This is a genomic window from Sphingomonas sp. SAFR-052 (assembly GCF_051965015.1).
Classification (GTDB): domain Bacteria; phylum Pseudomonadota; class Alphaproteobacteria; order Sphingomonadales; family Sphingomonadaceae; genus Sphingomonas.
This window is the reverse complement of record NZ_JBQCMO010000001.1, coordinates 17,584-37,045: the sequence shown is the minus strand read 5'-3', so window position 1 is coordinate 37,045 and position 19,462 is coordinate 17,584. Positions and strand designations below refer to the sequence as shown.

Annotated in this window: 18 protein-coding genes; 13 read left to right on the top strand and 5 right to left on the bottom strand. The window is 67.1% G+C overall.

Features of this window, described 5'->3' with window-relative positions; all coding sequences use genetic code 11:
- Position 1 precedes the first annotated feature (1 nt).
- The 12 genes from ctaD (at position 2) to ACTHQV_RS00090 (ending at position 13,363) form a co-directional block, all read left to right on the top strand.
- On the top strand, positions 2-1,660 hold the full coding sequence (ctaD, locus tag ACTHQV_RS00145; RefSeq protein WP_440487749.1) for a cytochrome c oxidase subunit I: 1,659 nt from the start codon (positions 2-4) through the stop codon (positions 1,658-1,660).
- 200 nt (positions 1,661-1,860) lie between these two features.
- A complete protein-coding gene (locus ACTHQV_RS00140) occupies positions 1,861-3,624 on the top strand; it encodes a DUF1800 domain-containing protein (protein ID WP_440487748.1) in 1,764 nt (587 codons plus the stop codon).
- Entirely contained in the window at positions 3,621-5,012 is a 1,392-nt protein-coding gene (locus tag ACTHQV_RS00135) for a DUF1501 domain-containing protein (protein ID WP_440487747.1), read from the top strand. Before ACTHQV_RS00140 ends, ACTHQV_RS00135 begins: the two co-directional genes overlap by 4 nt.
- Before the next feature lie 187 nt (positions 5,013-5,199).
- The gene (locus ACTHQV_RS00130) at positions 5,200-7,479 is read left to right on the top strand and encodes a TonB-dependent receptor (protein ID WP_440487746.1); all 2,280 of its coding nucleotides are present in this window, start codon (positions 5,200-5,202) and stop codon (positions 7,477-7,479) included.
- A gap of 96 nt (positions 7,480-7,575) precedes the next feature.
- Positions 7,576-8,475 carry a heme o synthase gene (locus ACTHQV_RS00125; protein ID WP_440487745.1) on the top strand — a complete coding sequence of 300 codons (900 nt, stop codon included), beginning with the start codon at positions 7,576-7,578 and terminating at the stop codon, positions 8,473-8,475.
- Positions 8,472-8,606 (top strand): hypothetical protein, encoded by a 135-nt coding sequence (locus ACTHQV_RS00120; RefSeq protein ID WP_440487744.1) that lies wholly within the window; start codon positions 8,472-8,474, stop codon positions 8,604-8,606. The genes ACTHQV_RS00125 and ACTHQV_RS00120 overlap by 4 nt, the downstream gene beginning before the upstream one ends.
- On the top strand, positions 8,603-9,136 hold the full coding sequence (locus tag ACTHQV_RS00115) for a cytochrome c oxidase assembly protein (RefSeq protein WP_440487743.1): 534 nt from the start codon (positions 8,603-8,605) through the stop codon (positions 9,134-9,136). The genes ACTHQV_RS00120 and ACTHQV_RS00115 overlap by 4 nt, the downstream gene beginning before the upstream one ends.
- 52 nt (positions 9,137-9,188) lie before the next feature.
- Positions 9,189-10,103 carry a cytochrome c oxidase subunit 3 gene (locus ACTHQV_RS00110; RefSeq protein WP_440487742.1) on the top strand — a complete coding sequence of 305 codons (915 nt, stop codon included), beginning with the start codon at positions 9,189-9,191 and terminating at the stop codon, positions 10,101-10,103.
- Positions 10,103-10,486, top strand: a complete 384-nt coding sequence (locus ACTHQV_RS00105; RefSeq protein WP_440487741.1) for a DUF983 domain-containing protein — start codon at positions 10,103-10,105, stop codon at positions 10,484-10,486. Before ACTHQV_RS00110 ends, ACTHQV_RS00105 begins: the two co-directional genes overlap by 1 nt.
- The gene (locus ACTHQV_RS00100; RefSeq protein ID WP_440487740.1) at positions 10,483-11,091 is read left to right on the top strand and encodes an SURF1 family protein; all 609 of its coding nucleotides are present in this window, start codon (positions 10,483-10,485) and stop codon (positions 11,089-11,091) included. Before ACTHQV_RS00105 ends, ACTHQV_RS00100 begins: the two co-directional genes overlap by 4 nt.
- 11 nt (positions 11,092-11,102) lie before the next feature.
- Entirely contained in the window at positions 11,103-12,497 is a 1,395-nt protein-coding gene (thrC, locus tag ACTHQV_RS00095) for a threonine synthase (protein WP_440487739.1), read from the top strand.
- A complete protein-coding gene (locus ACTHQV_RS00090; RefSeq protein ID WP_440487738.1) occupies positions 12,497-13,363 on the top strand; it encodes a class I SAM-dependent methyltransferase in 867 nt (288 codons plus the stop codon). Before thrC ends, ACTHQV_RS00090 begins: the two co-directional genes overlap by 1 nt.
- A gap of 25 nt (positions 13,364-13,388) precedes the next feature.
- On the opposite strand, the gene ACTHQV_RS00085 is transcribed toward ACTHQV_RS00090, so the two are convergent.
- Genes ACTHQV_RS00085 through ACTHQV_RS00075 form a run of 3 tightly spaced genes read right to left on the bottom strand, consistent with a single transcriptional unit; the run spans position 13,389 to position 14,979 of the window.
- Complete coding sequence (locus tag ACTHQV_RS00085) at positions 13,389-14,024, bottom strand: heme exporter protein CcmB (protein ID WP_440487737.1); 636 nt, start codon at positions 14,022-14,024, stop codon at positions 13,389-13,391.
- Positions 14,021-14,587, bottom strand: coding sequence for a heme ABC exporter ATP-binding protein CcmA (gene ccmA / locus ACTHQV_RS00080; RefSeq protein WP_440487736.1), 567 nt, complete (start codon positions 14,585-14,587; stop codon positions 14,021-14,023). The genes ACTHQV_RS00085 and ccmA overlap by 4 nt, the downstream gene beginning before the upstream one ends.
- Positions 14,584-14,979 carry a metallopeptidase family protein gene (locus tag ACTHQV_RS00075; RefSeq protein WP_440487735.1) on the bottom strand — a complete coding sequence of 132 codons (396 nt, stop codon included), beginning with the start codon at positions 14,977-14,979 and terminating at the stop codon, positions 14,584-14,586. Before ACTHQV_RS00075 ends, ccmA begins: the two co-directional genes overlap by 4 nt.
- Before the next feature lie 45 nt (positions 14,980-15,024).
- On the opposite strand from ACTHQV_RS00075, the gene ACTHQV_RS00070 reads away from it, so the two are divergent.
- Positions 15,025-15,312: a 4a-hydroxytetrahydrobiopterin dehydratase gene (locus ACTHQV_RS00070; RefSeq protein WP_056456550.1), complete on the top strand. Its 288-nt coding sequence runs from the start codon at positions 15,025-15,027 to the stop codon at positions 15,310-15,312.
- A 147-nt stretch (positions 15,313-15,459) separates the two neighbouring features.
- Here the strand turns inward: ACTHQV_RS00070 and ACTHQV_RS00065 are convergent, their stop codons facing one another.
- Positions 15,460-16,221: an SDR family oxidoreductase gene (locus ACTHQV_RS00065; RefSeq protein ID WP_440487734.1), complete on the bottom strand. Its 762-nt coding sequence runs from the start codon at positions 16,219-16,221 to the stop codon at positions 15,460-15,462.
- A 42-nt stretch (positions 16,222-16,263) separates the two neighbouring features.
- Positions 16,264-19,413 (bottom strand): helicase-related protein, encoded by a 3,150-nt coding sequence (locus ACTHQV_RS00060; RefSeq protein ID WP_440487733.1) that lies wholly within the window; start codon positions 19,411-19,413, stop codon positions 16,264-16,266.
- Positions 19,414-19,462 lie beyond the last annotated feature (49 nt).

The following is a 19,462-nucleotide window of genomic DNA, read 5'->3' as shown; positions in this document are numbered from 1 at the left end:
GATGACCGATTCCGCCCTTTCCGGCCACCATGCGTTCGACGCGCACGGACACGGCCATGACGCGCATCATCACGATGCCGATCACAAGCCGGCGTTCTTCGCGCGCTGGTTCATGTCGACCAACCACAAGGATATCGGGACGCTGTACCTGATCTTCGCGATCGTCGCGGGGATCATCGGCGGTGCGATTTCGGGGCTGATGCGCCTCGAACTCGCCGAACCGGGCATCCAGTGGCTGCCATGGCTGTCGGGCCATGAAGGCGATCAGGCGCTCCATTTCTGGAACGTGCTCATCACCGCGCACGGCCTGATCATGGTGTTCTTCATGGTGATGCCGGCGATGATCGGCGGCTTCGGCAACTGGTTCGTGCCGATCATGATCGGCGCGCCGGACATGGCGTTCCCGCGCATGAACAACATCTCGTTCTGGCTGCTGATCCCCGCTTTCGCGCTGCTGCTGGGCAGCACGATGTTCGGCGGCGGCGCGGGCACCGGCTGGACGGTCTATGCCCCGCTGTCGACCTATGGCGAACCGGGGCCGAGCGTCGACATGGCGATCCTGTCGCTGCACCTGGCCGGTGCGTCGTCGATCCTGGGCGCAATCAACTTCATCACCACCATCTTCAACATGCGCGCACCGGGCATGACGCTGCACAAGATGCCGCTGTTTGTATGGTCGGTGCTGGTCACCGCCTTCCTGCTGCTGCTGTCGCTGCCGGTGCTGGCCGCGGCGATCACGATGCTGCTGACCGACCGCAAGTTCGGCACGACCTTCTTCGATCCGGCCGGCGGTGGCGACCCGATCCTGTACCAGCATCTGTTCTGGTTCTTCGGCCACCCCGAAGTGTACATCATGATCCTGCCGGGCTTTGGCATCATCAGCCACATCGTCGCGACGTTCAGCCGCAAGCCGGTGTTCGGCTATCTCGGCATGGCCTATGCCATGGTCGCGATCGGTGCGGTCGGTTTCGTCGTGTGGGCGCACCACATGTTCACCACCGGCCTGAGCGTGAACACCAAGATGTACTTCACCGCCGCGACGATGATCATCGCGGTGCCGACCGGCATCAAGATTTTCTCGTGGATCGCGACGATGTGGGGGGGCAGCTTGCGCTTCCCCACGCCGATGCTGTGGGCGATCGGGTTCATCTTCATGTTCACGGTCGGCGGCGTGACCGGCGTGGTGCTCGCCAATGGCGGCGTCGACGACGTGCTGCACGACACCTATTATGTCGTCGCGCACTTCCACTATGTGCTGTCGCTGGGTGCGGTGTTCGCGCTGTTCGCCGGCTTCTACTACTGGTTCCCGAAGATGTCGGGGAAGATGTACAACGAGCTGCTCGGCAAGCTGCACTTCTGGGTGTTCTTCATCGGCGTGAACGTCATGTTCTTCCCGATGCACTTCCTGGGCGCGCAGGGCATGCCGCGCCGCTACCCGGATTATCCGGACGCCTATGCCTTCTTCAACCACATCGCTTCGGCCGGATATGGCATCATGGCGATCGGCATGGTGTTCTTCTTCGTCAACGTCGTCATCTCGTTGATGGCCGGGCGCAAGGCGGCGGACAATCCGTGGGGCGACGGTGCGACGACTCTGGAATGGACGCTGTCGTCGCCCCCGCCGTTCCACCAGTTCGAAACGCTGCCGAAGGTCGACTGACCGGACGGCACATTCCAACAAAAATCGGCAACGCCCCGGAGCGATCCGGGGCGTTTTTTTGTAGGTTCTCCGGGGCTCGATACGGCTGCGCAACCGTTGCGCTAACCGCCGGTTAACCATGATTCCTCCGAAAAATCCGTACGTTAAACATTCCCCAACCATAGGCCCTTATCCCCGTCGTCAGCGTACAGGGGATTGCCATGTTGGGCGACGACACGATCATCGACACCGCTGATCGGACACAGATTTCGGAACAGACGACGCGGGCCTTGCCCGTCGATGCGGCGCCCGCCACGGGCCTGACCGCCAAACACGGCGTGATCGGCGCGGCCGCCCTGCTAGCCGCATGTGATTCGGGCGGCGGGTCTGGCCCCGGCACGGTCACCGTCGCCGGTCCCAATCCGGCGCCGACACCGACGCCGACCCCCAGCCCGACCCCGTCCGCCAGTTCCGCCGCACGCTCGGCCAGCCGGTTCCTGGCGCAAGCGACGATGGGTGCGACCCGTGCCAGCATCGATTCGGTGCTGAATACCGGGGTCGCTGCCTGGATCGAGGCGCAATTCGCCATTCCGCGCCAGATCAGCCACTGGGACTGGATGGTCGCAAACGGTGCGACCGAATCGATCAAGGTCAACGTCCAGAGCCAGTATGACGCAAGCGTGTGGCGACAGGCGATCGCTGGCCCCGACGCGTTGCGTCAGCGGGTCACGCTCGCGCTGTTCGACTATCTGGTCGTCGGGATGGGCGTGCTGAACATCGACTGGCGCGCACTTTCCGTCGCCGCCTATACCGATGTGCTCGCCGACCATGCGTTCGGAAATTATCGCGACCTGCTGGGCGCGATCACCCGCAACGGGGCGATGGGCTTGTTCCTGACCTTCGTAAACAACCGTAAGGCCAATCCGTCGACCGGCAGCCTGCCCGACGAGAATTACGCCCGCGAGTTGATGCAGCTGTTCACGCTGGGCGTAAACCAGCTGGAGCAGGACGGCACCGTCCGCATGTCGAACGGACAGGCGCTCGAAACCTATACGCTCGACGACGTATCGCAGCTGGCCCGGGTGTTCACCGGGCTGCAGCTCGCCTCCAGCGACCGCAAGACGCCCGACCGGATGCGCGAGCCGCTGATCATGAACAGCGAGCTCAACGAAACGGGACCGTCGACTTTCCTTGGATCGACCGTGTCGGGCGGCGGCATGGCGGCGATCGACGCCGCGCTCGACGTCATCTTCCGCCACCCGAACATCGCACCGTTCGTGTCGAAGCAGCTTATCCAGCGCATGGTTACGTCGAACCCCAGCCCGGCTTATGTCGGGCGCGTCGCCGCCGCCTTCGCCAATAACGGCAGCGGCGTGCGCGGCGACATGAAGGCGATCATCCGCGCGATCCTGCTCGACCCCGAAGCACGCGACGACGCCGCGGCGCTCAACACCACGACCGGCGGCCGGCTGCGCGAACCGGTGCTGCGGCTGACCAACTGGGCGCGTGCGTTCGGCGTCACCTCGCCCAGCGACGCCTGGGGCTTCGGTTCCACGACCAGCACCACGACCCGGCTGGGACAGGGCATCGGTCGCGCGCCGAGCGTGTTCGGCTTCGTCCGCCCCGGCTTCAGCCCGCCGGGCACGGCGATGGTGCAGGCCGGGCTGACCGCGCCCGAATTCCTGATCGCCAGCGAACAGACCAACATTGCCTATATCAACTACATGCAGTCGCTGGTCGGCGGTGGCACCGGCGATACCAAGGCCGATTACGCGCCGATGATGGCATTGGCATCGGACAGTGCGAAACTGGTCGAAGAGGTCAACCTGATCCTCGCCGCCGGACAGCTGCGCGCATCGACCATCGCGTCGATCCGCGCCGCCGTCGACAGCATCCCGCTGACCGCGAACAACGCCACGCTCAACCGAACCGGGGTCGCGATCCTGCTGACCCTCGCGTCGCCCGACTATCTGGTGCTCAAATGAACGCTCCGACCATCCTGACCGACGTTTCCCGCCGCGCGTTCCTGCAACGCTCCGCCCTGTTCGGCGTGGCCGGGGTCGCCGCCCCGTTCGTCACCAGCCTCGGCGCGATCGGCGAGGCGGCCGCGGCGACCGCGAGCGATTACAAGGCGCTGGTCTGCATCTTCCTGTCGGGCGGCAACGACCATTACAACACGCTGGTCCCCTATGACCCGACCAGCCACGCGAAATATGCGTCGCTGCGCAGTTCGCTTGCCTTTTCACGCGAAGACCTGACGCCGACTGCGCTGCTGCCGACCAACGACATGCGGGGCCGCGCCTATGCACTGGCGCCGGCGATGGCACCGCTCAGCCCGCTGTTCGACGCCGGACGGCTGGCGGTGGCGATGAATGTCGGCACGCTGATCCAGCCGACGACCAAGGCACAATATCAGAACAAGTCGGTGCGCCTGCCGCCCAAGCTGTTCAGCCACAACGACCAGCAGAGCTTCTTCCAGGCATCCAGCCCGGAAGGCGCAGGATCGGGTTGGGGCGGACGGATCGGCGATCTGTTCCAGTCGGGCAACGGCACGGCGGCGATGACGTGCATCAACGCATCGGGCAACGCCGTCTTCCTGTCGGGACGCAACGCCATCCAGTATAATGTCGGAACGGGGGGTCCGGTGCCCCTGCTGCGCGATGCATCGTCGCTCTACGGATCGACACTCGCCGCGCAGACGCTGCGGCAGATGATGACCGAAACCAATCCGCATATGTTCGCGAACGAATATGCGCGAGTGAACAAGCGGGCGATGGACGTACAGGCGCAACTGGCCAACAGCTTGGCGGGCGCGCCGGAAACGAATTTTCCGCTCTTCCCCGAAGAGAACGGGCTGGCCGATCAGCTGCGCATGGTCGCACGGATGATCGCGATCTCGGGGGATCTGGGCACCAAGCGGCAGGTATTCTTCGTGTCGATGGGTGGGTTCGACCTGCACGACAATCTGGCGGGGAATCAGCCGCGGCTGCTGACCCTCTTGTCGGAGGCGATGCGCGCGTTCCACGACACCACGGTGGCGCTGGGCGTGTCGGACAAGGTGACGACCTTTACCGGTTCGGATTTCGGGCGGACGCTGCCATCGAACGGCAATGGTTGCGATCATGGCTGGGGATCGATGCACTTCGTCATGGGCGGCGCGGTCAACGGCAAGCGGCTGTACGGCACCGCGCCACTGGTCGGCACCGGCACCCCCGATGACGTCGGTCAGGGCCGCCTGATCCCGACCATGTCGGTCGACCAATATGCCTCGACGCTGGCGCGATGGTTCGGCGTGTCCGACGGCGACATGTCGACGGTGCTGCCCAATATCGGCAATTACGACAAATCGAGCTGGGGACAGGGTTTCGTCTGAAACCGTGTGCGGAACCGTGCGCGGGTCGCATAATGCATACGACTGTCACGCAATTGCCATAAGTCGGTCCTAGCGCGCCCGCCGGGGGTGGTCCGCCCTGCCGTACAGACACTTGGCCATCCGGGTTCGGGGGAACGCGGGTGGCGGTGCGGCAAGCGATCCACCCGTCACAGGGAAGGAACCGACCATGCAACTCCGTCTGCCGCTGCTTGCCAGCGCCGCACTGATCGCGCTCGCCACGCCGGCATTCGCACAGACCGCACCCGCCGAACCCGAGGCCGGACTCGACGATATCGTCGTCACCGCCGAACGGCGCGAGGAGCGGTTGCAGGACACGCCGCTGTCGGTCGGCGTCGCGACCGGCGACGATCTGCGCCAGTTCCAGGCGGGCGGCGAGGATACGCTGCTGTCGCTGTCGGGGCGCATCCCCGGCCTGTATGCCGAGACGACGACCGGCCGCATCTTTCCGCGCTTCTATATCCGCGGCCTCGGCAATATCGACTTCTATCTCGGCGCGTCGCAGCCGGTGACGGTGATCCAGGACGACGTGATCCTCGAACATGTCGTGCTGAAATCGAACCCGGTGTTCGACGTGGCGCAGGTCGAGGTGCTGCGCGGACCGCAGGGGTCGCTGTTCGGCCGCAACACCACCGCCGGCATCATCAAGTTCGACACGATCCGCCCGACCGCGACCTTCCAGAGCCGGGCACAGGCATCGTACGGCACCTATAACAGCGCCAGCTTCGATGCCGGGGTCGGCGGGCCGATCGCCGACGGGCTGATGGTGCGCGTATCGGCGCTGGTCCAGCACCGCGACGACTGGGTCGACAACACCTATGCCGGGTTCAGCGCCGACAATACCCAGACGCCTAAGAAGGACGCGATGGGCGGCTTCGACGACCGCAACCTGCGCGTGCAGGTGCGTGCGCAGCCGAGCGATGCGATCACCATCGACCTGTCGGGCCATGCCCGCTGGTATGAAGGCACCTCGACCATCTTCCACCGCGCGGCGTTGAAGCGCGGGTCGAACGACGTGTCGGCCGAACCGCGCGACCGCGTGGCGCTGGACGAAGGCGGCAACAACCCGCAGGCGTACGACACCTATGGCGCGTCGGCGCGGATGGCGTTCGATTTCGGGCCGGTGACGCTCAGCTCGATCACCGCGTACGAGACGACCAGCGGGTCGAGCCGCGGCGACACCGATGGCGGCGCCGCCGCGCTGTTCCCGGTCAATGGCGTCCCCAACGGCTTCGGCCAAAGCCGCGGCAATATCCGCGACCTTGACCAATGGTCGCAGGAAATTCGCCTCGCCTCGACCGGGAGCGGCCCGTTCGGGTTCCAGGTCGGCGGCTTCTATTTCGACAATCGCGACGTCACCGAATTCTATCAGCGCGGCTTCTTCCTGACGACGGCGGCGCGCAACCCGAACAACTGGGTCCGGCTGCGCGACGTCAACACGTCGTGGGCGGCATTCGGACAGGCGCATTACGACCTGACCGACCAGCTGACGCTGACCGCCGGCGCGCGCATTACCGAGGATACGAAGCGCACCCGGCTGGTGAAGACCGCCAACACCGCCGCCAACGTCGTCACCTATCGCGGGCGCACCGATGTCCGCCTGTCGTCGACCGAGCCGAGCTGGGACGTCAGCCTGCTGTACAAGGCGAGCGACGATTTCAGCCTGTATTCGCGTGTCGCGCGCGGCTTCCGCGGACCGACGATCCAAGGACGTTCGGCGGTGTTCAACGCCGATTTCACCACCGCCGATTCGGAAACGATCCTGTCGTTCGAGACAGGGTTCAAAAGCAGCCTGATCGACAATACGCTGCGCCTGAACGCCACCGTCTTCGGCTACCGGGTCAAGGACATCCAGCTGAACGGCAATGATTCGAACGGCAACGGCGTGCTGTTCAATGCCGACAAGGCCCAGGCGTACGGCGTCGAGGCCGAGCTCGACTGGAAGCCGGTACCGCAACTGACGCTGGGTCTGGGCGGCAGCTGGCTGCATTCGGCGATTCGCGACAAGCGCGTCTATGCACAGGTCTGCGCGCTCAACGGAGTGGTCGTCTGCACTGTCGACAACCCGACGATCCGCATCGGCGCCAACACCTTTGCCCAGATCGACGGCGAACCGCTGCCCAACGCGCCCGAGTATACGCTCGACCTGACCGCACGCTGGGACCAGCCGCTGAACGACGGTGCCCGCGTGTTCATCGCCACCGACTGGAATCTGCAGGGCTATACGCAGTTCACCCTGTACCGGGCGCGCGAATTCACCGCGAACGGCAATTTCGAAGGCGGGCTGAAGGTCGGTTACGCCCCGCCCTCCGACGCGTGGGAAGTGTCGGTATTCGCGCGCAACATCACCAACGAAAAGAACCTGAAGGGCGTGATCGAGAATTACATGGCCGCGGTGTTCAACGACCCGCGGATCATCGGCGTCTCGCTGTCGGGCAAGTTCCGGTAAGGCGTCCCGCCCGCCCTGCCCTGTCATTCCGGCCACGCCCGGAATGACAGGCGGGCAATGCTTTCCCCCGCCGCCACAACCCTCTATATGGCGGCGATGACCGCGCAGACGATCACCCTGCCCGCCGACTGGCGCGATTTCCTTGCCCTTACCAAGCCACGGGTGATGACGCTGGTCGTTTTTACCGGGCTGTGCGGCATGCTGGCCGCGCCGGTCGCGATCCATCCGGTGATCGGCTTCACCGCCGTGCTGTGCATCGCCCTTGGTGCAGGCGCGGCGGGCGCGCTCAATCAATGGTATGAGGCCGATCTAGACGCGAAGATGAAGCGGACGCAGGGTCGCCCGCTCCCCGCCGGGCGCATGGACCGGCAATCGGCGCTCCATTTCGGCGTGGGCCTCTCGATATTCTCGGTGGTGCTGATGGGGCTGGCGGTGAATTTGGCTGCCGCCGCGATCCTGACCGTGTCGATCCTGTTCTACGTGCTGGTATATACGGTGTGGCTCAAGCGCCGGACGCCGCAGAACATCGTCATCGGCGGGGCGGCGGGCGCGTTTCCGCCGCTGATCGGATGGGCGGCGGCGACCGGCAACATCGCGTTGCTACCGTTCCTGTTGTTCAGCCTCGTATTCCTGTGGACGCCGCCGCATTTCTGGGCGCTCGCGCTATTCGTGAAGACGGATTACGCCAATGCCGGCGTGCCGATGCTCCCGGTGGTGGCCGGTGAGCGGACGACACGGACCCAGATAGGGCTGTACACCATTCCGATGGCGGCGGTCGCGGTCGCGCCATGGCCGCTGGGGCTGACCGGTGCGATCTATGGCATTGCCGCCTGCCTGCTGACCGCGACCTTCGGGTTGCTGGCGGTGCAGGTCGCGACGCGATCGACGCAACCGGATGACAGGATGAAGCCGGAAAAGCGGCTGTTCGCCTTTTCGATCCTGTATCTTTTCGCGATCTTCGGCGCGCTGGTCGCCGACCGGTGGGTGTTGGCATGAGCGAACAGGACGACCGCATCCGCGCCCGGCAGCGCGAACGTGCGAAGGTGATGGCATGGCTGCTCGGCGCGTTCGTGCTGCTGCTGTTCGCGATCACCATCGTCAAGATTCAGGCGGGGATGGGCACGTGACCCGCAATTTGCGCGTGGCATTGCTGTCGGTCGCGGGCGTCGTCGGCATGACCGGCGTCGGCTTCGCCAGCGTCCCGCTCTACCGCATGTTCTGTCAGGTGACCGGCTTCAACGGTACCACCCAGCGTGGGCAACAGGCACCCGGCGGCATCGGCGACAGGGTCGTGGTCCGCTTCGACACGAACGTCAATCCGGCGCTCGGCTGGGAGTTCAAGCCCGAACGCGCCTCCGAAACCGTCGATATCGGCGCGCGCGACATGGCGTTCTTCACCGCGAAGAACGTGTCGGGCCGCCCGGTCACCGGCACCGCGACCTTCAACGTGACGCCCAGCCAGGCCGGCAAATATTTCACGAAGATCCAGTGCTTCTGCTTCACCCAGCAGACGCTGCAACCGGGCGAGAAGGTGCGCATGCCGGTCATCTTCTTCGTCGATCCCAAGATCCATGACGATCCGGATGCGAAGGACATTCGCGCGATCACCCTCTCCTACACATTTTACCCGGTGGATTCGGGCGCGACGACGAGCTAGGATCACGCGCAAACACGCTCCGCACAAGGCGCGAACAGCTTAGGGACGGATGATGGCAGGCGCGAAGAACCACGATTTTCATATCCTGCCCCCCAGCATCTGGCCGCTCGCCAGTTCGATGGCCGCCTTCATGATGGCGGCGGGCGGCGTCATGTATCTGAACGAAGCGCCGCTTGGCGGCTTCGTGTTCGGCGCCGGGCTGATCGCGACGCTGGCCTGCATGGGCTTCTGGTGGGCCGACGTAATCCGCGAATCGAAGGCGGGCCATCATACGCCGGTGGTGCAGCTTCACCTGCGCTACGGCATGATCCTGTTCATCGCTTCCGAAGTGATGTTCTTCGTCGGCTGGTTCTGGTCGTGGTTCGACTTCTCGCTCTTCCCCGCCGCGATCCAGTATAATCACGAAGACGGCGTCTCGCTGATCGAGGCGGGCAATACCGCCGTCGCCGCGCAATGGCCGCCCGCCGGCCTCGAAGTGCTCAACGCCTTCGAATTGCCGCTGCTCAATACCTTCATCCTGCTGCTCTCGGGCACTACCGTCACCTGGGCACATCACGCGCTGATCCACAACCAGCGCGGCGGTGCGCTGAAGGGGCTGTGGGGCGCGATCGGCGTGGGTGAGAATGACGGCGTCAAGAAGGGGCTGTGGCTGACCGTCATCCTCGGCGCGCTGTTCTCGTGCATCCAGGCGTATGAATATATCCATGCGCCGATGCCGTTTAAGGGCCTGAACTATGGCGCCGCCTTCTACATGGCGACCGGGTTCCACGGCTTCCACGTGCTGGTCGGCACCATTTTCCTCGCCGTCAACCTAATCCGTGCCTATCAGGGCGACTTCACGCCGAAGCAGCATTTCGGCTTCGAAGCGGCGGCATGGTACTGGCATTTCGTCGACGTGGTGTGGTTGTTCCTCTTCGTCGTCATCTATGTATGGGGCGGCTGGGGCGCGCCGATCCACGGCGGCTGATGCCCGATCAACCGGGCGCAGGCGGTCCCGCGCCCTTCGATTGCGGCGTGCGCGGCCTGTGCCCGCGTTGCGCCGCACCGACCCTGTTCCGTAGCCTCATCGCCTTTGCCGATCGCTGTCGGACATGCGGACTGGACTTCGGCGCGTTCAATGTCGGGGACGGACCGGCGGCGTTCCTGACGCTTGGCATCGGCACGATCATCACCATCCTCGCCATCTGGCTAGAACTCGCCGCCGGTCCGCCTTGGTGGGTGCATGTGCTGCTCTGGGTGCCGCTGACCATGCTCGGCGTGGTCGGCAGCCTGCGCATCGCCAAGGGCATGTTGATCGCCCTCGAATATAAGCGCGGCGCAGGCGAAGGCCGGATCGACCCGCGCCCGTGAAACGCCTGCCGATCTTGCCGACGCTGATCGTGCTGCTCGCGGTCGCGGCGATGGTCGCGCTGGGCCTGTGGCAGTTGCAGCGGCGGGCGGAGAAAGCGGCGCTGATCGCCCATGCCCGCGCCAATCTCGATCGGCCCGTGCAACCGCTGCCGGCACGGATCACCGACGACCTGCTGTTCGCGCGTGTCACCGCCGCTTGCGCCCAGGTCGGCGACTGGACGATGGGCGCCGGCCGCGCGGTCGATGGCAGTTCGGGCTATCGCCACATCGCCGCCTGCCGCAGCCCCGATGGCCAGCCGTTCCGCGTCGACATGGGGGTCGCCATCGATCCGAAGCTGCGCCCGGTCTGGTCCGGCGGCGCGGTGGCCGGCACGCTCAGCCAAGCGCCGGGCGGCCCGACGCTGCTCGACCGGATGACCGGCCACGTTACGCCCCCTGCGCCGATGATCGTGTCGGACGCCCCCGCCCCCGGTCTGGAGCCCAGCCGGCGGCCCGATCCCGCCAGCCTGCCCGACAACCACCTCGCCTATGCGATCCAGTGGTTCGCCTTCGCCTTGGCCGCGGTCATCATATACTTGCTGGCACTTCGTCGCCGCAGCCGCTAACCGCACCCCCCATGCGGTATGTCAGCACCAGGGGCAATGCGCCCGATCTCGACTTCGCCGGCGCGACGCTGGCCGGCTTGGCCAGCGATGGCGGCCTGTATCTGCCCGATGCGTGGCCGACGCTGACCCGCGAGGAGGTCGCGGCACTGGCCGGGCTGAGCTATGCCGAGACCGCCGCAAAGGTGATGGCGCCGTTCGTCGGCGACGCCCTGAGCGAAGCCGAACTGCTCGCGCTGTGCGAAACCGCCTATGGCCGCTTCAGCCACAAAGCGGTGACGCCGCTGGTGCAGATCGATCACGACCAGTGGCTGCTCGAACTGTTCCACGGCCCGACGCTGGCGTTCAAGGACGTGGCGCTGCAGCTGCTCGGCCTGTTCTTCGAACGGTTCCTGACCGGTACGACCGAACGGCTGACGATCATCGGCGCGACCAGCGGCGATACCGGATCGGCGGCGATCGACGCGGTGGCGGGTCGCGAGCATATCGACATCTTCATGCTGCACCCCGCCGGCCGCGTCTCCGACGTCCAGCGGCGGCAGATGACGACCGTCCTGTCGCCCAACGTTCACAATATCGCGATCGAAGGGGACTTCGATACCGCACAGGCGCTGGTCAAGGCGATGTTCAACGACGCCGCCTTTTCGGGCCGTTTCCGCCTGTCGGCGGTGAACTCGATCAACTGGGCGCGCCTGATGGCGCAGGTCGTCTATTATTTCTATGCCGCCGTGCGGCTGGGCGGACCGGACAAGGCCATCGCTTTCTCGGTTCCGACCGGCAATTTCGGCGACGTGTTCGCCGGCTTCGTCGCGGCGCAGATGGGGCTGCCGATCGCCAAGCTGATCGTCGCTACCAACGTCAACGACATCCTGCACCGCGCGCTGACCAACGGCGATTATTCGAGCGCGCAGGTCACCCCGACCGCGACGCCGTCGATGGATATCCAGGTCAGCTCGAACTTCGAACGGCTCCTCTACGACCTTGGCGGACGCGACGGCGTGGCGCTGGGCGAGCAGATGCGCGGGTTCGAATCAACGCGGGCGATGCGGCTGACCAACGCGCAGCATCAGGGCGCGAGCGCGCTGTTCCAGAGCGCGCGCGTCGACGCCGACCGCATGGCGCAGGCGATGCTATGGGCCCAGACCCATGCCGCGCAGATCATCGACCCGCATACCGCGATCGCGCTGGCAGCCGCGCTCGACAGCGGCATCGACGCGCCGATGGTGACGCTGGCCACCGCGCACCCGGCCAAATTCCCCGACGCGGTCGAACGCGCGATCGGCACCCGTGCCGCGCTGCCGCCCCGCGTCGGCGACCTGTTCGATCGCGAGGAACGCTACGTCACCTTGCCCGCCACCTTCGAAGCGGTGACGGAATGGATCGCCGAACGGGCGACACCGCGCGCGTAATGGACCCGATCGCACTTATCGGCGAACCCTGGGGCGATTACGGGCTGATCGATTGCGGCCATGGTCGCAAGCTCGAACGCTATGGCCCGTATCGCTTCATCCGCCCCGAACCGCAGGCGATGTGGGCGCCGGCGCTCGCCGAATGGGATGCGCATGGCGAATTCGTGCCGGGGTCGGACGAGGATGGCGGCGGGCGCTGGCTGTTCTTCAAACAACCGCCGCGCGACTGGCCGCTGACGTGGCGCGAGGTGCGGTTTTCGGCGAGCAACACCCCGTTCCGGCATCTCGGCTTCTTCCCCGACATGGCGCCGGTCTGGGACTGGATGCGCGGGCGGCTGGACGGGGCGAATAACCCGGAATGCCTGAACCTGTTCGGCTATACCGGCGTCGGATCGCTGGCGCTGGCGGCGGCGGGGGCGCGCGTGGTCCATGTCGATGCGTCGAAGAAGTCGGTCGAACAGGCGCGCGCCAATGCCGCCCTGTCGGACATGACCGACAAGCCGGTCCGCTGGCTGGTCGAGGACGCGGCGAAATTCGTCGCGCGCGAGGTCCGTCGCGGGCGCCGCTATGACGGCATCATCCTCGATCCGCCCAAATGGGGACGCGGGCCGAATGGCGAGGTGTGGAAGCTGGAGGAGCATCTGCCCGGGCTGATCGCCGATTGCCGGCAGTTGTTGGACGGCGACTCGCGCTTCCTGTTCCTGACGGTCTATGCGGTGCGCATGTCGGCGCTGGCGATCGGCGAATTGCTGCGCCAGTCGCTCGGCGATCTGGGCGGGCGGGTCGAATGCGGCGAACTGGGCGTCCGCGAGGAGACGCGCGGACTGACCCTGCCGACGGCGATCTTTGCGAGGTGGAGCCGCTAAATCCTCCCCGGCACGGGGAGGATTTTCAGGTTCGGCCGATCCGCATCGCCGCTCCCGCCACGATCGGGCCGCCGACGCAGAGCAACAGGCTGGTCGCCGCCAGCAGCTTCATCGCCCCCACGCCGCCCGCCAGCGCCCCCGCGCCGAAGATCACGATCGGCAACGCCAGCGGCAGCATGACCAGCCCCGCCACCGCCCCGCCGCCGCGCAGTCCTGCGACCAGCGCCGCTGTCGCGACGCTCAGCGCCGCCAGCCCCGGCGTGCCGATCAGCAACCCCGCCTCCAGCAGCAGCAGCGTGGGCGCATCGATCCCCAGCAACGCCGCCGACAGCCCCGCCGCCATCATCACGGCGGGCGCGAAGCCCAGCCAGTGGCCGATCGTCTTGGCCAGTGCGATGCCGCTGTCGCTCCACCCGCGCACGACCAGCTGGTCGACCAAGCCGCTATCGACATCGGGCGCGACCAGCCGCTCGATCGGCAGCAGCGCCGCGAGCAGCGCCGCCGCCCACGCCACCCCGCCGCCGATCCGCGCCAGCAACGCGGCATCGGGCCCGATCGCAAACGGAAACAGCGTCGCCACCAGCAGAAAGAACGCGACCGGTAGCAGCAACCCGCCCCCGCTCCACGCGATCCGCAATTCGCGGACGATCAGCGGGGTCACAGCGTCACCACTTGCGCGCCCGGCAGCGCCACCGGCACATGGCTGGCGACCAGCACCGCCCCGCCCGCGGCACGCTGCACCGCGATCGCCGCCTCCAGCCGTTCGAGCGACGCCGTATCCAGCCCATTGGCCGGCTCGTCGAGCAGCCACAGCGGCGCGCCGCCGGCGATTACCCTGGCGAGTGCCGCCCGCCGTCGCTGCCCGGTCGACAGCATCCGCACCGGCACCTCGGCCAGCGTATCGATCCCCATCGCCGCCAGCGCCGCCGCCACCCGCCCCCGCGCGCCGTCCAGGCCGGCCCAGAAGCCCAGCGCTTCGGCGAGCGGCAGTTGCGGGTCGAGCGCCGCCGCCTCGCTCAACAGCGCCACCACCCCGTCGCGCGTGACGCTGCCGGCAGCGGGCGGCAACAGCCCGGCGGCGATCCGAACCAGCGTCGACTTGCCGACGCCGTTCGGCCCCTGCACCAACAGCGCGTCGCCTGCCCCCAGATCGAACGACAGGTCGGCGAACAGCATTCGCCGTCCCCGCGCGCCGCTTACACGATCGAACGTCAGCAGGCTCAATCCGCCGCTTCCAGCGCGTGCATATCGTCGTCGGACAGGCCGAAATGATGGCCGACCTCATGCACCACGACATGCCGGATCAGGTCGCCCAGATCGACGCCGGTCTCGCACCATTCGGCGAGCAGCGGCTGGCGATACAGATGGATGCGATCGGGCAGCCGCATCCCGTCGAACATCGATTTCTCGCCGATCGGGCTGCCATGATACAGGCCGGTCAGCTCGTACGGCTCCATCTCCATCGCCGCCAGCGTCTCGTCATCGGCGAATTCCTCGACCAGCAGGACGATGTCGGACAGGTGGCTGGCGAACGGTTCGGGAATGCGGGCGAGCGCCGCGCGCGCGAGCATTTCCATCTCGGCGGCACTCGGGGCGGTTCGCGCTTGATCGGACATGGCCCAAGCAATAGGCCATCGCCATCGGGAGACAAGGGAGGGACGATGGAACCGCTGAGCCAAGCCGAACGCGCCGATGCGCTGGATGGCCTGCCCGACTGGGACCATGATGCGGGGCGCGACGCGATCGTGCGCAGCTTCACCTTCGACAATTTCTCGCAGGCGTTCGCGTTCATGACGCAGGTGGCGCTGCTGGCCGAAAAGGCCGATCATCATCCCGAATGGTCAAACGTCTACAACCGCGTCGACATTCTGCTTACCACCCATGATGCGGGCGGGCTGTCCGACCGCGACATCGACATGGCGCAGGCGATCGACGCGCTGGTCGAGTGACCGGCGCCCTACCCCGTTCGTGCTGAGTGGGGGCTTAGCGAAGTCGAAGACCCGTATCGAAGCACCTGCCACCAACGGTCCTTCGATACGCCATTTCGACAAGCTCAATGGCTACTCAGGACGAACGGTCAGCGTTGCGATCAAACCCTACCGCCGCCGCATCTGCTGCCGTAGCTTACCCGGCAGCCACCGCGCGGCGAAGCGCATCCGCTTGGCCGTCGGGCCGACCGGCGTGTGGACCGCATCGCCATGGACCGCATCCCACGCCGCCTGCGCCACCACCTCGACCGGCGTGAACTCCAGCCCCGCCGCGCGCACCTGTTGCCGGACGTTGTAGTTCGTGCCGGCGAGTGAGGCGTCGAGCAGCGGCGTATCGATGAACCCCGGCATCAGCGATCGCACGCGGATGTCGTCCGCCGCCCATTCGCCGTCCAGCGCCTCGGTCAGCCCGCGCACCCCGAACTTGGTCGCCGAATAGACCGCCGCCCCCGCCGTCCCGTAAATCCCTGCCGCCGACGCGGTGTTGAGCAGGCAGCCGCCGCTCGCCTTCAGAAGGGCATGCACCGCATGCGCGCCGTGGATCACCCCGGTCAGGTTGACGGCGATCGTCCGCTCGATCGCGGCGGGCGTCATCTCGTTAAACACCCCGCCCGCGGCGATCCCGGCATTGTTGAACAGCACGTCGATTCCGCCAGCCCCGGCGAAGTCCACAAGCGGCGCATCCCATGCGGCGCGATCGGTCACGTCGAACACGAACGTCGCCGCGCCGCCCGGCAACAATGCCGCCGTCTCCGCCAGCCCGGCGGCATTCACGTCGGCCAGCCCGATCCGCCAGCCGCGCGCGGCAAACAGTTGCGCCACCGCCCGCCCGATGCCCGACCCGCCGCCGGTGATGAAGATCGCTTTCATCCCCGCAACATCCGCCAGGATCGGCACCGACGCCAGCGGTTTTCAGGCCGCCACCGTCTCCAGCACGTCGCGCACCTTTGTCAACCGTTCGCCGGCGTCGTCGATCCGCGCCGGCACGATCCACCGCCCGTTCTTTTCGGTCAGTCCGTCGACATCGGGCACCGCGCCCCCGCCCTGCGGCGTCAGCGCGATGGCGGCGGGGCCGGCATCGACCTTCGCCACCGCCGCCGCCTGCGCCAGCAACCGGATCCGCGCCAGATCGATCAACAGCCGCGCTTCTTCGGGCAGGGCGCCGAACCGGTCTTCCAACTCCTCCTCGAACGCATCGAGCACGCCCTCCTCCTCGATCCGCGCCAGACGGGCATAGAGCACCAGCCGCATCTCGGTCTCGGGGATCCACGTCTCGGGCAGCCGCCCGGCGATGCCTAGATGCAGTTCGGGCACCACCCGGTCGACCACCTCGCCGCGTGCCGCGCGCAGCGCACGGCCGAGCAGATACTGGTACAGATCGATGCCGATCAGCTTCATATGCCCGGCCTGCGCCTCGCCGACCAGATCGCCCGCCCCGCGCAGGTCGAGGTCGCGCGCACTGATCGCGAAGCCCGCGCCCAGCCGGTCGAACGCCTGCAAGGTCCGCAACCGCTTCAGCGTCGCCTCGGCGATGGCATGATCGGGGTCGGTCAGCAGCAATATCTGTCCGCGCCGCCCGCCGCGCCCGACCCGCCCGCGCAGTTGGTGCAGCTGCGACAGGCCGAACCGGTCGGCATGATGGACGATCATCGTATTGGCGCGCGGCACGTCCAGCCCCGCCTCAATGATGTTGGTCGCGAGCAGCACGTCGCCCTCGCCGTTCGCGAAGCCGACCATCGCCGCGTCGATCTCCGCCGCGGGCATCTTGCCGTGCGCGACGGTCAGCGTCAGTTCGGGCGCCAGCTTGCGCAGCCGTGCCTCGAGCGGTTCGATATCCTCGATCCGCGGCACGACGACGAAGCTCTGCCCGCCGCGCGTGCGTTCGCGCAGCAATGCGGTGCGCACCGTCACCTCGTCGAATTCGGTCACCGCCGTTCGGATCGGCTGGCGCAGCGCCGGTGGGGTGGCCAGCACCGAGAGTTGCTGCAACCCGATCAGCGCGCTTTGCAACGTGCGCGGGATCGGCGTCGCCGACAGCGTCATGACATGGTCGGCAAGTTCGCGTAAGCGCGCCTTGTCCTTGGCACCGAAGCGCTGTTCCTCGTCGATCACCACCAGCGCAAGGTCGTGATATTCGACGCCCTTGCCCGCCACCGCCTGCGTCCCGATCACCACGCCGATCGATCCGTCGGCAAGGCCCGCCTTGACCCGCTTCTTCTCCGCCGCATCGGACAGGCGGGAGAGTCCGGCGACCTCGATCCCCGTCCCGTCGAAGCGGCGATGGAAGGTTTCGACATGCTGGCGGACCAGCACCGTCGTCGGTGCGGCGATGGCGACCTGCCGCCCCGACAGCGCGACGATCGCGGCGGCACGCAGCGCGACCTCGGTCTTGCCATAGCCGACATCGCCGATCACCAGCCGGTCCATCGGCCGGCCCGCCGCCAGATCGGCACGCGCCGCGGCAATCGCGCGCGCCTGATCGGGGGTCTCGGTGAACGGAAAGCCCGCGGCGAAGCGTTCATAGGCGGCGATATCGACCTCGATCGGCGCCACCTCGATCGCGTCGCGCGCCGCCGCGATCGCCGCCAGTTCGCGCGCGCTCTCGGCGATCGCTGCGTCGATCGCACCGCGCCGCTTCTGCCAGCTCGACCCGTCGAGGGCATCGAGCGTCACCGCATCACCGTCCGCGCCATAGCGCCAGATGCGGTCCGCCTCCATCACCGGCACCAGCCGCCGCGCGCCCTTGGCATATTCGAGCACGATCGCGTCGCCGGCCTCTTCGCCCGGCAACTGCTCCAGCCCGACGATGCGGCCGATGCCGAAATCCTCGTGGACGATCACGTCGCCGACGCGCAGCTCGCCAGCTTCGGCGAACAGCGGATTGGCGCTCGCCGCCGCCAGCTCGTCGCCGCGTGCCCGTCCGCCCAGCAGGTCGCCCCCGGTCACCACCGTCACCCCGTCCGCCACGAAGCCGCGATCGATCGGTGCGGTCAGCAGCATCGCGCTGCCCGGTTCGGCGCGGACCGCTTCCTCCCATGCGTCGATCGTAACCGGCTCAGTCCGGCCGAGCGTCGCCAGCCGCTTGCGCAGGAAGCGCAGGTCGCGGGGACTGCCGGCCAGCACCAGCCGCCCGCCGTCCAGCACCTCGCGCACGAACTTGCCGAACGCGCGGGCGGGCGCGCGGTTGGTGACGAAGCGCGGCGGTGCCGGTTCATCGTTGGGCAGGTCGATCCGGTCGCGCTGCTTGAGCAACGCCTCCCACGCCTGCCGGTCGACCAGCGTCGCCGCATCGCGCCGCCGCCGCCGCGTCGCGTCTTCGGCGAGGTCGAGGAACCGTGCCCGCCGCCGCTCGGCATCGCCGTCCATCGCCACCGCTGCACCCGGCAGATGGTCGAGCAGGGACACGCCCTTGGTCGTCACCGGCTCGGCGGCGCGACCGATCGTCACCTCACCCAGATCGGCATCGCCGCGCTGCGTCACCGGATCATAGCTGCGGATCGTCGTGATTGCGCCGTCCGCCACCGTCACGCGGATCGGGCAGATCGCATCGGCCGGAAATATGTCGACCACGCCGCCGCGCACCGCGACCTCGCCCGGTTCGTCGACCCGGTCGTCGACAACATAGCCCAGTTCGACCGCGCGATCGGCGAAGTCGGCCATGTCGATCGCATCGCCGATCCGCAGCACCGGCGGTGCGGCATCGAAATCTTCGGGCGTCGCGATACGCAGCGCGGTAGCCTCAGGCGCGGTGATACACGCGACGCGCCGCTTCGTCACCGACGCCATGCGCAACCGCCGCAGCGCCGCGACCCGTGCGCCGGCATTGCCGGGCGAGGCCGGCGCATCGTCTCCGGGCAAGGCATCGCTGACGGGCAGATGCACGACATCCGCCCCCGGCGCGAGCGCCGCCAGCGCCGCGGCGATCGCGGCGGCGCGCGTCTCGTCGCTCGCCACGAACAGCACCGGGCGTTTGCCGACCTCCACCGCCAGACGTGCCGCGATCGGTCCGATCGCATGCTCCCCCCTATCCGGACGATCGGGGGCGGCGGTGGTGTTCGGCATAGCGGAGATCCCGGCAAAGCCCTGTTATCGGGCGGAGAGGATCGTTGAA

Bases quoted from the DNA above. Each gene is read 5' to 3' on its own strand.
- ctaD (WP_440487749.1), top strand. From the start codon at position 2: ATGACCGATTCCGCCCTTTCCGGCCACCATGCGTTCGACGCGCACGGA.
- ACTHQV_RS00125 (WP_440487745.1), top strand. From the start codon at position 7,576: ATGACCGCGCAGACGATCACCCTGCCCGCCGACTGGCGCGATTTCCTT.
- ACTHQV_RS00130 (WP_440487746.1), top strand. From the start codon at position 5,200: ATGCAACTCCGTCTGCCGCTGCTTGCCAGCGCCGCACTGATCGCGCTC.
- ACTHQV_RS00075 (WP_440487735.1), bottom strand. From the start codon at position 14,979: ATGTCCGATCAAGCGCGAACCGCCCCGAGTGCCGCCGAGATGGAAATG.
- ACTHQV_RS00140 (WP_440487748.1), top strand. From the start codon at position 1,861: ATGTTGGGCGACGACACGATCATCGACACCGCTGATCGGACACAGATT.
- thrC (WP_440487739.1), top strand. From the start codon at position 11,103: ATGCGGTATGTCAGCACCAGGGGCAATGCGCCCGATCTCGACTTCGCC.
- ACTHQV_RS00135 (WP_440487747.1), top strand. From the start codon at position 3,621: ATGAACGCTCCGACCATCCTGACCGACGTTTCCCGCCGCGCGTTCCTG.
- ACTHQV_RS00110 (WP_440487742.1), top strand. From the start codon at position 9,189: ATGGCAGGCGCGAAGAACCACGATTTTCATATCCTGCCCCCCAGCATC.
- ACTHQV_RS00065 (WP_440487734.1), bottom strand. From the start codon at position 16,221: ATGAAAGCGATCTTCATCACCGGCGGCGGGTCGGGCATCGGGCGGGCG.
- ACTHQV_RS00105 (WP_440487741.1), top strand. From the start codon at position 10,103: ATGCCCGATCAACCGGGCGCAGGCGGTCCCGCGCCCTTCGATTGCGGC.
- ACTHQV_RS00070 (WP_056456550.1), top strand. From the start codon at position 15,025: ATGGAACCGCTGAGCCAAGCCGAACGCGCCGATGCGCTGGATGGCCTG.
- ACTHQV_RS00120 (WP_440487744.1), top strand. From the start codon at position 8,472: ATGAGCGAACAGGACGACCGCATCCGCGCCCGGCAGCGCGAACGTGCG.
- ACTHQV_RS00060 (WP_440487733.1), bottom strand. From the start codon at position 19,413: ATGCCGAACACCACCGCCGCCCCCGATCGTCCGGATAGGGGGGAGCAT.
- ACTHQV_RS00090 (WP_440487738.1), top strand. From the start codon at position 12,497: ATGGACCCGATCGCACTTATCGGCGAACCCTGGGGCGATTACGGGCTG.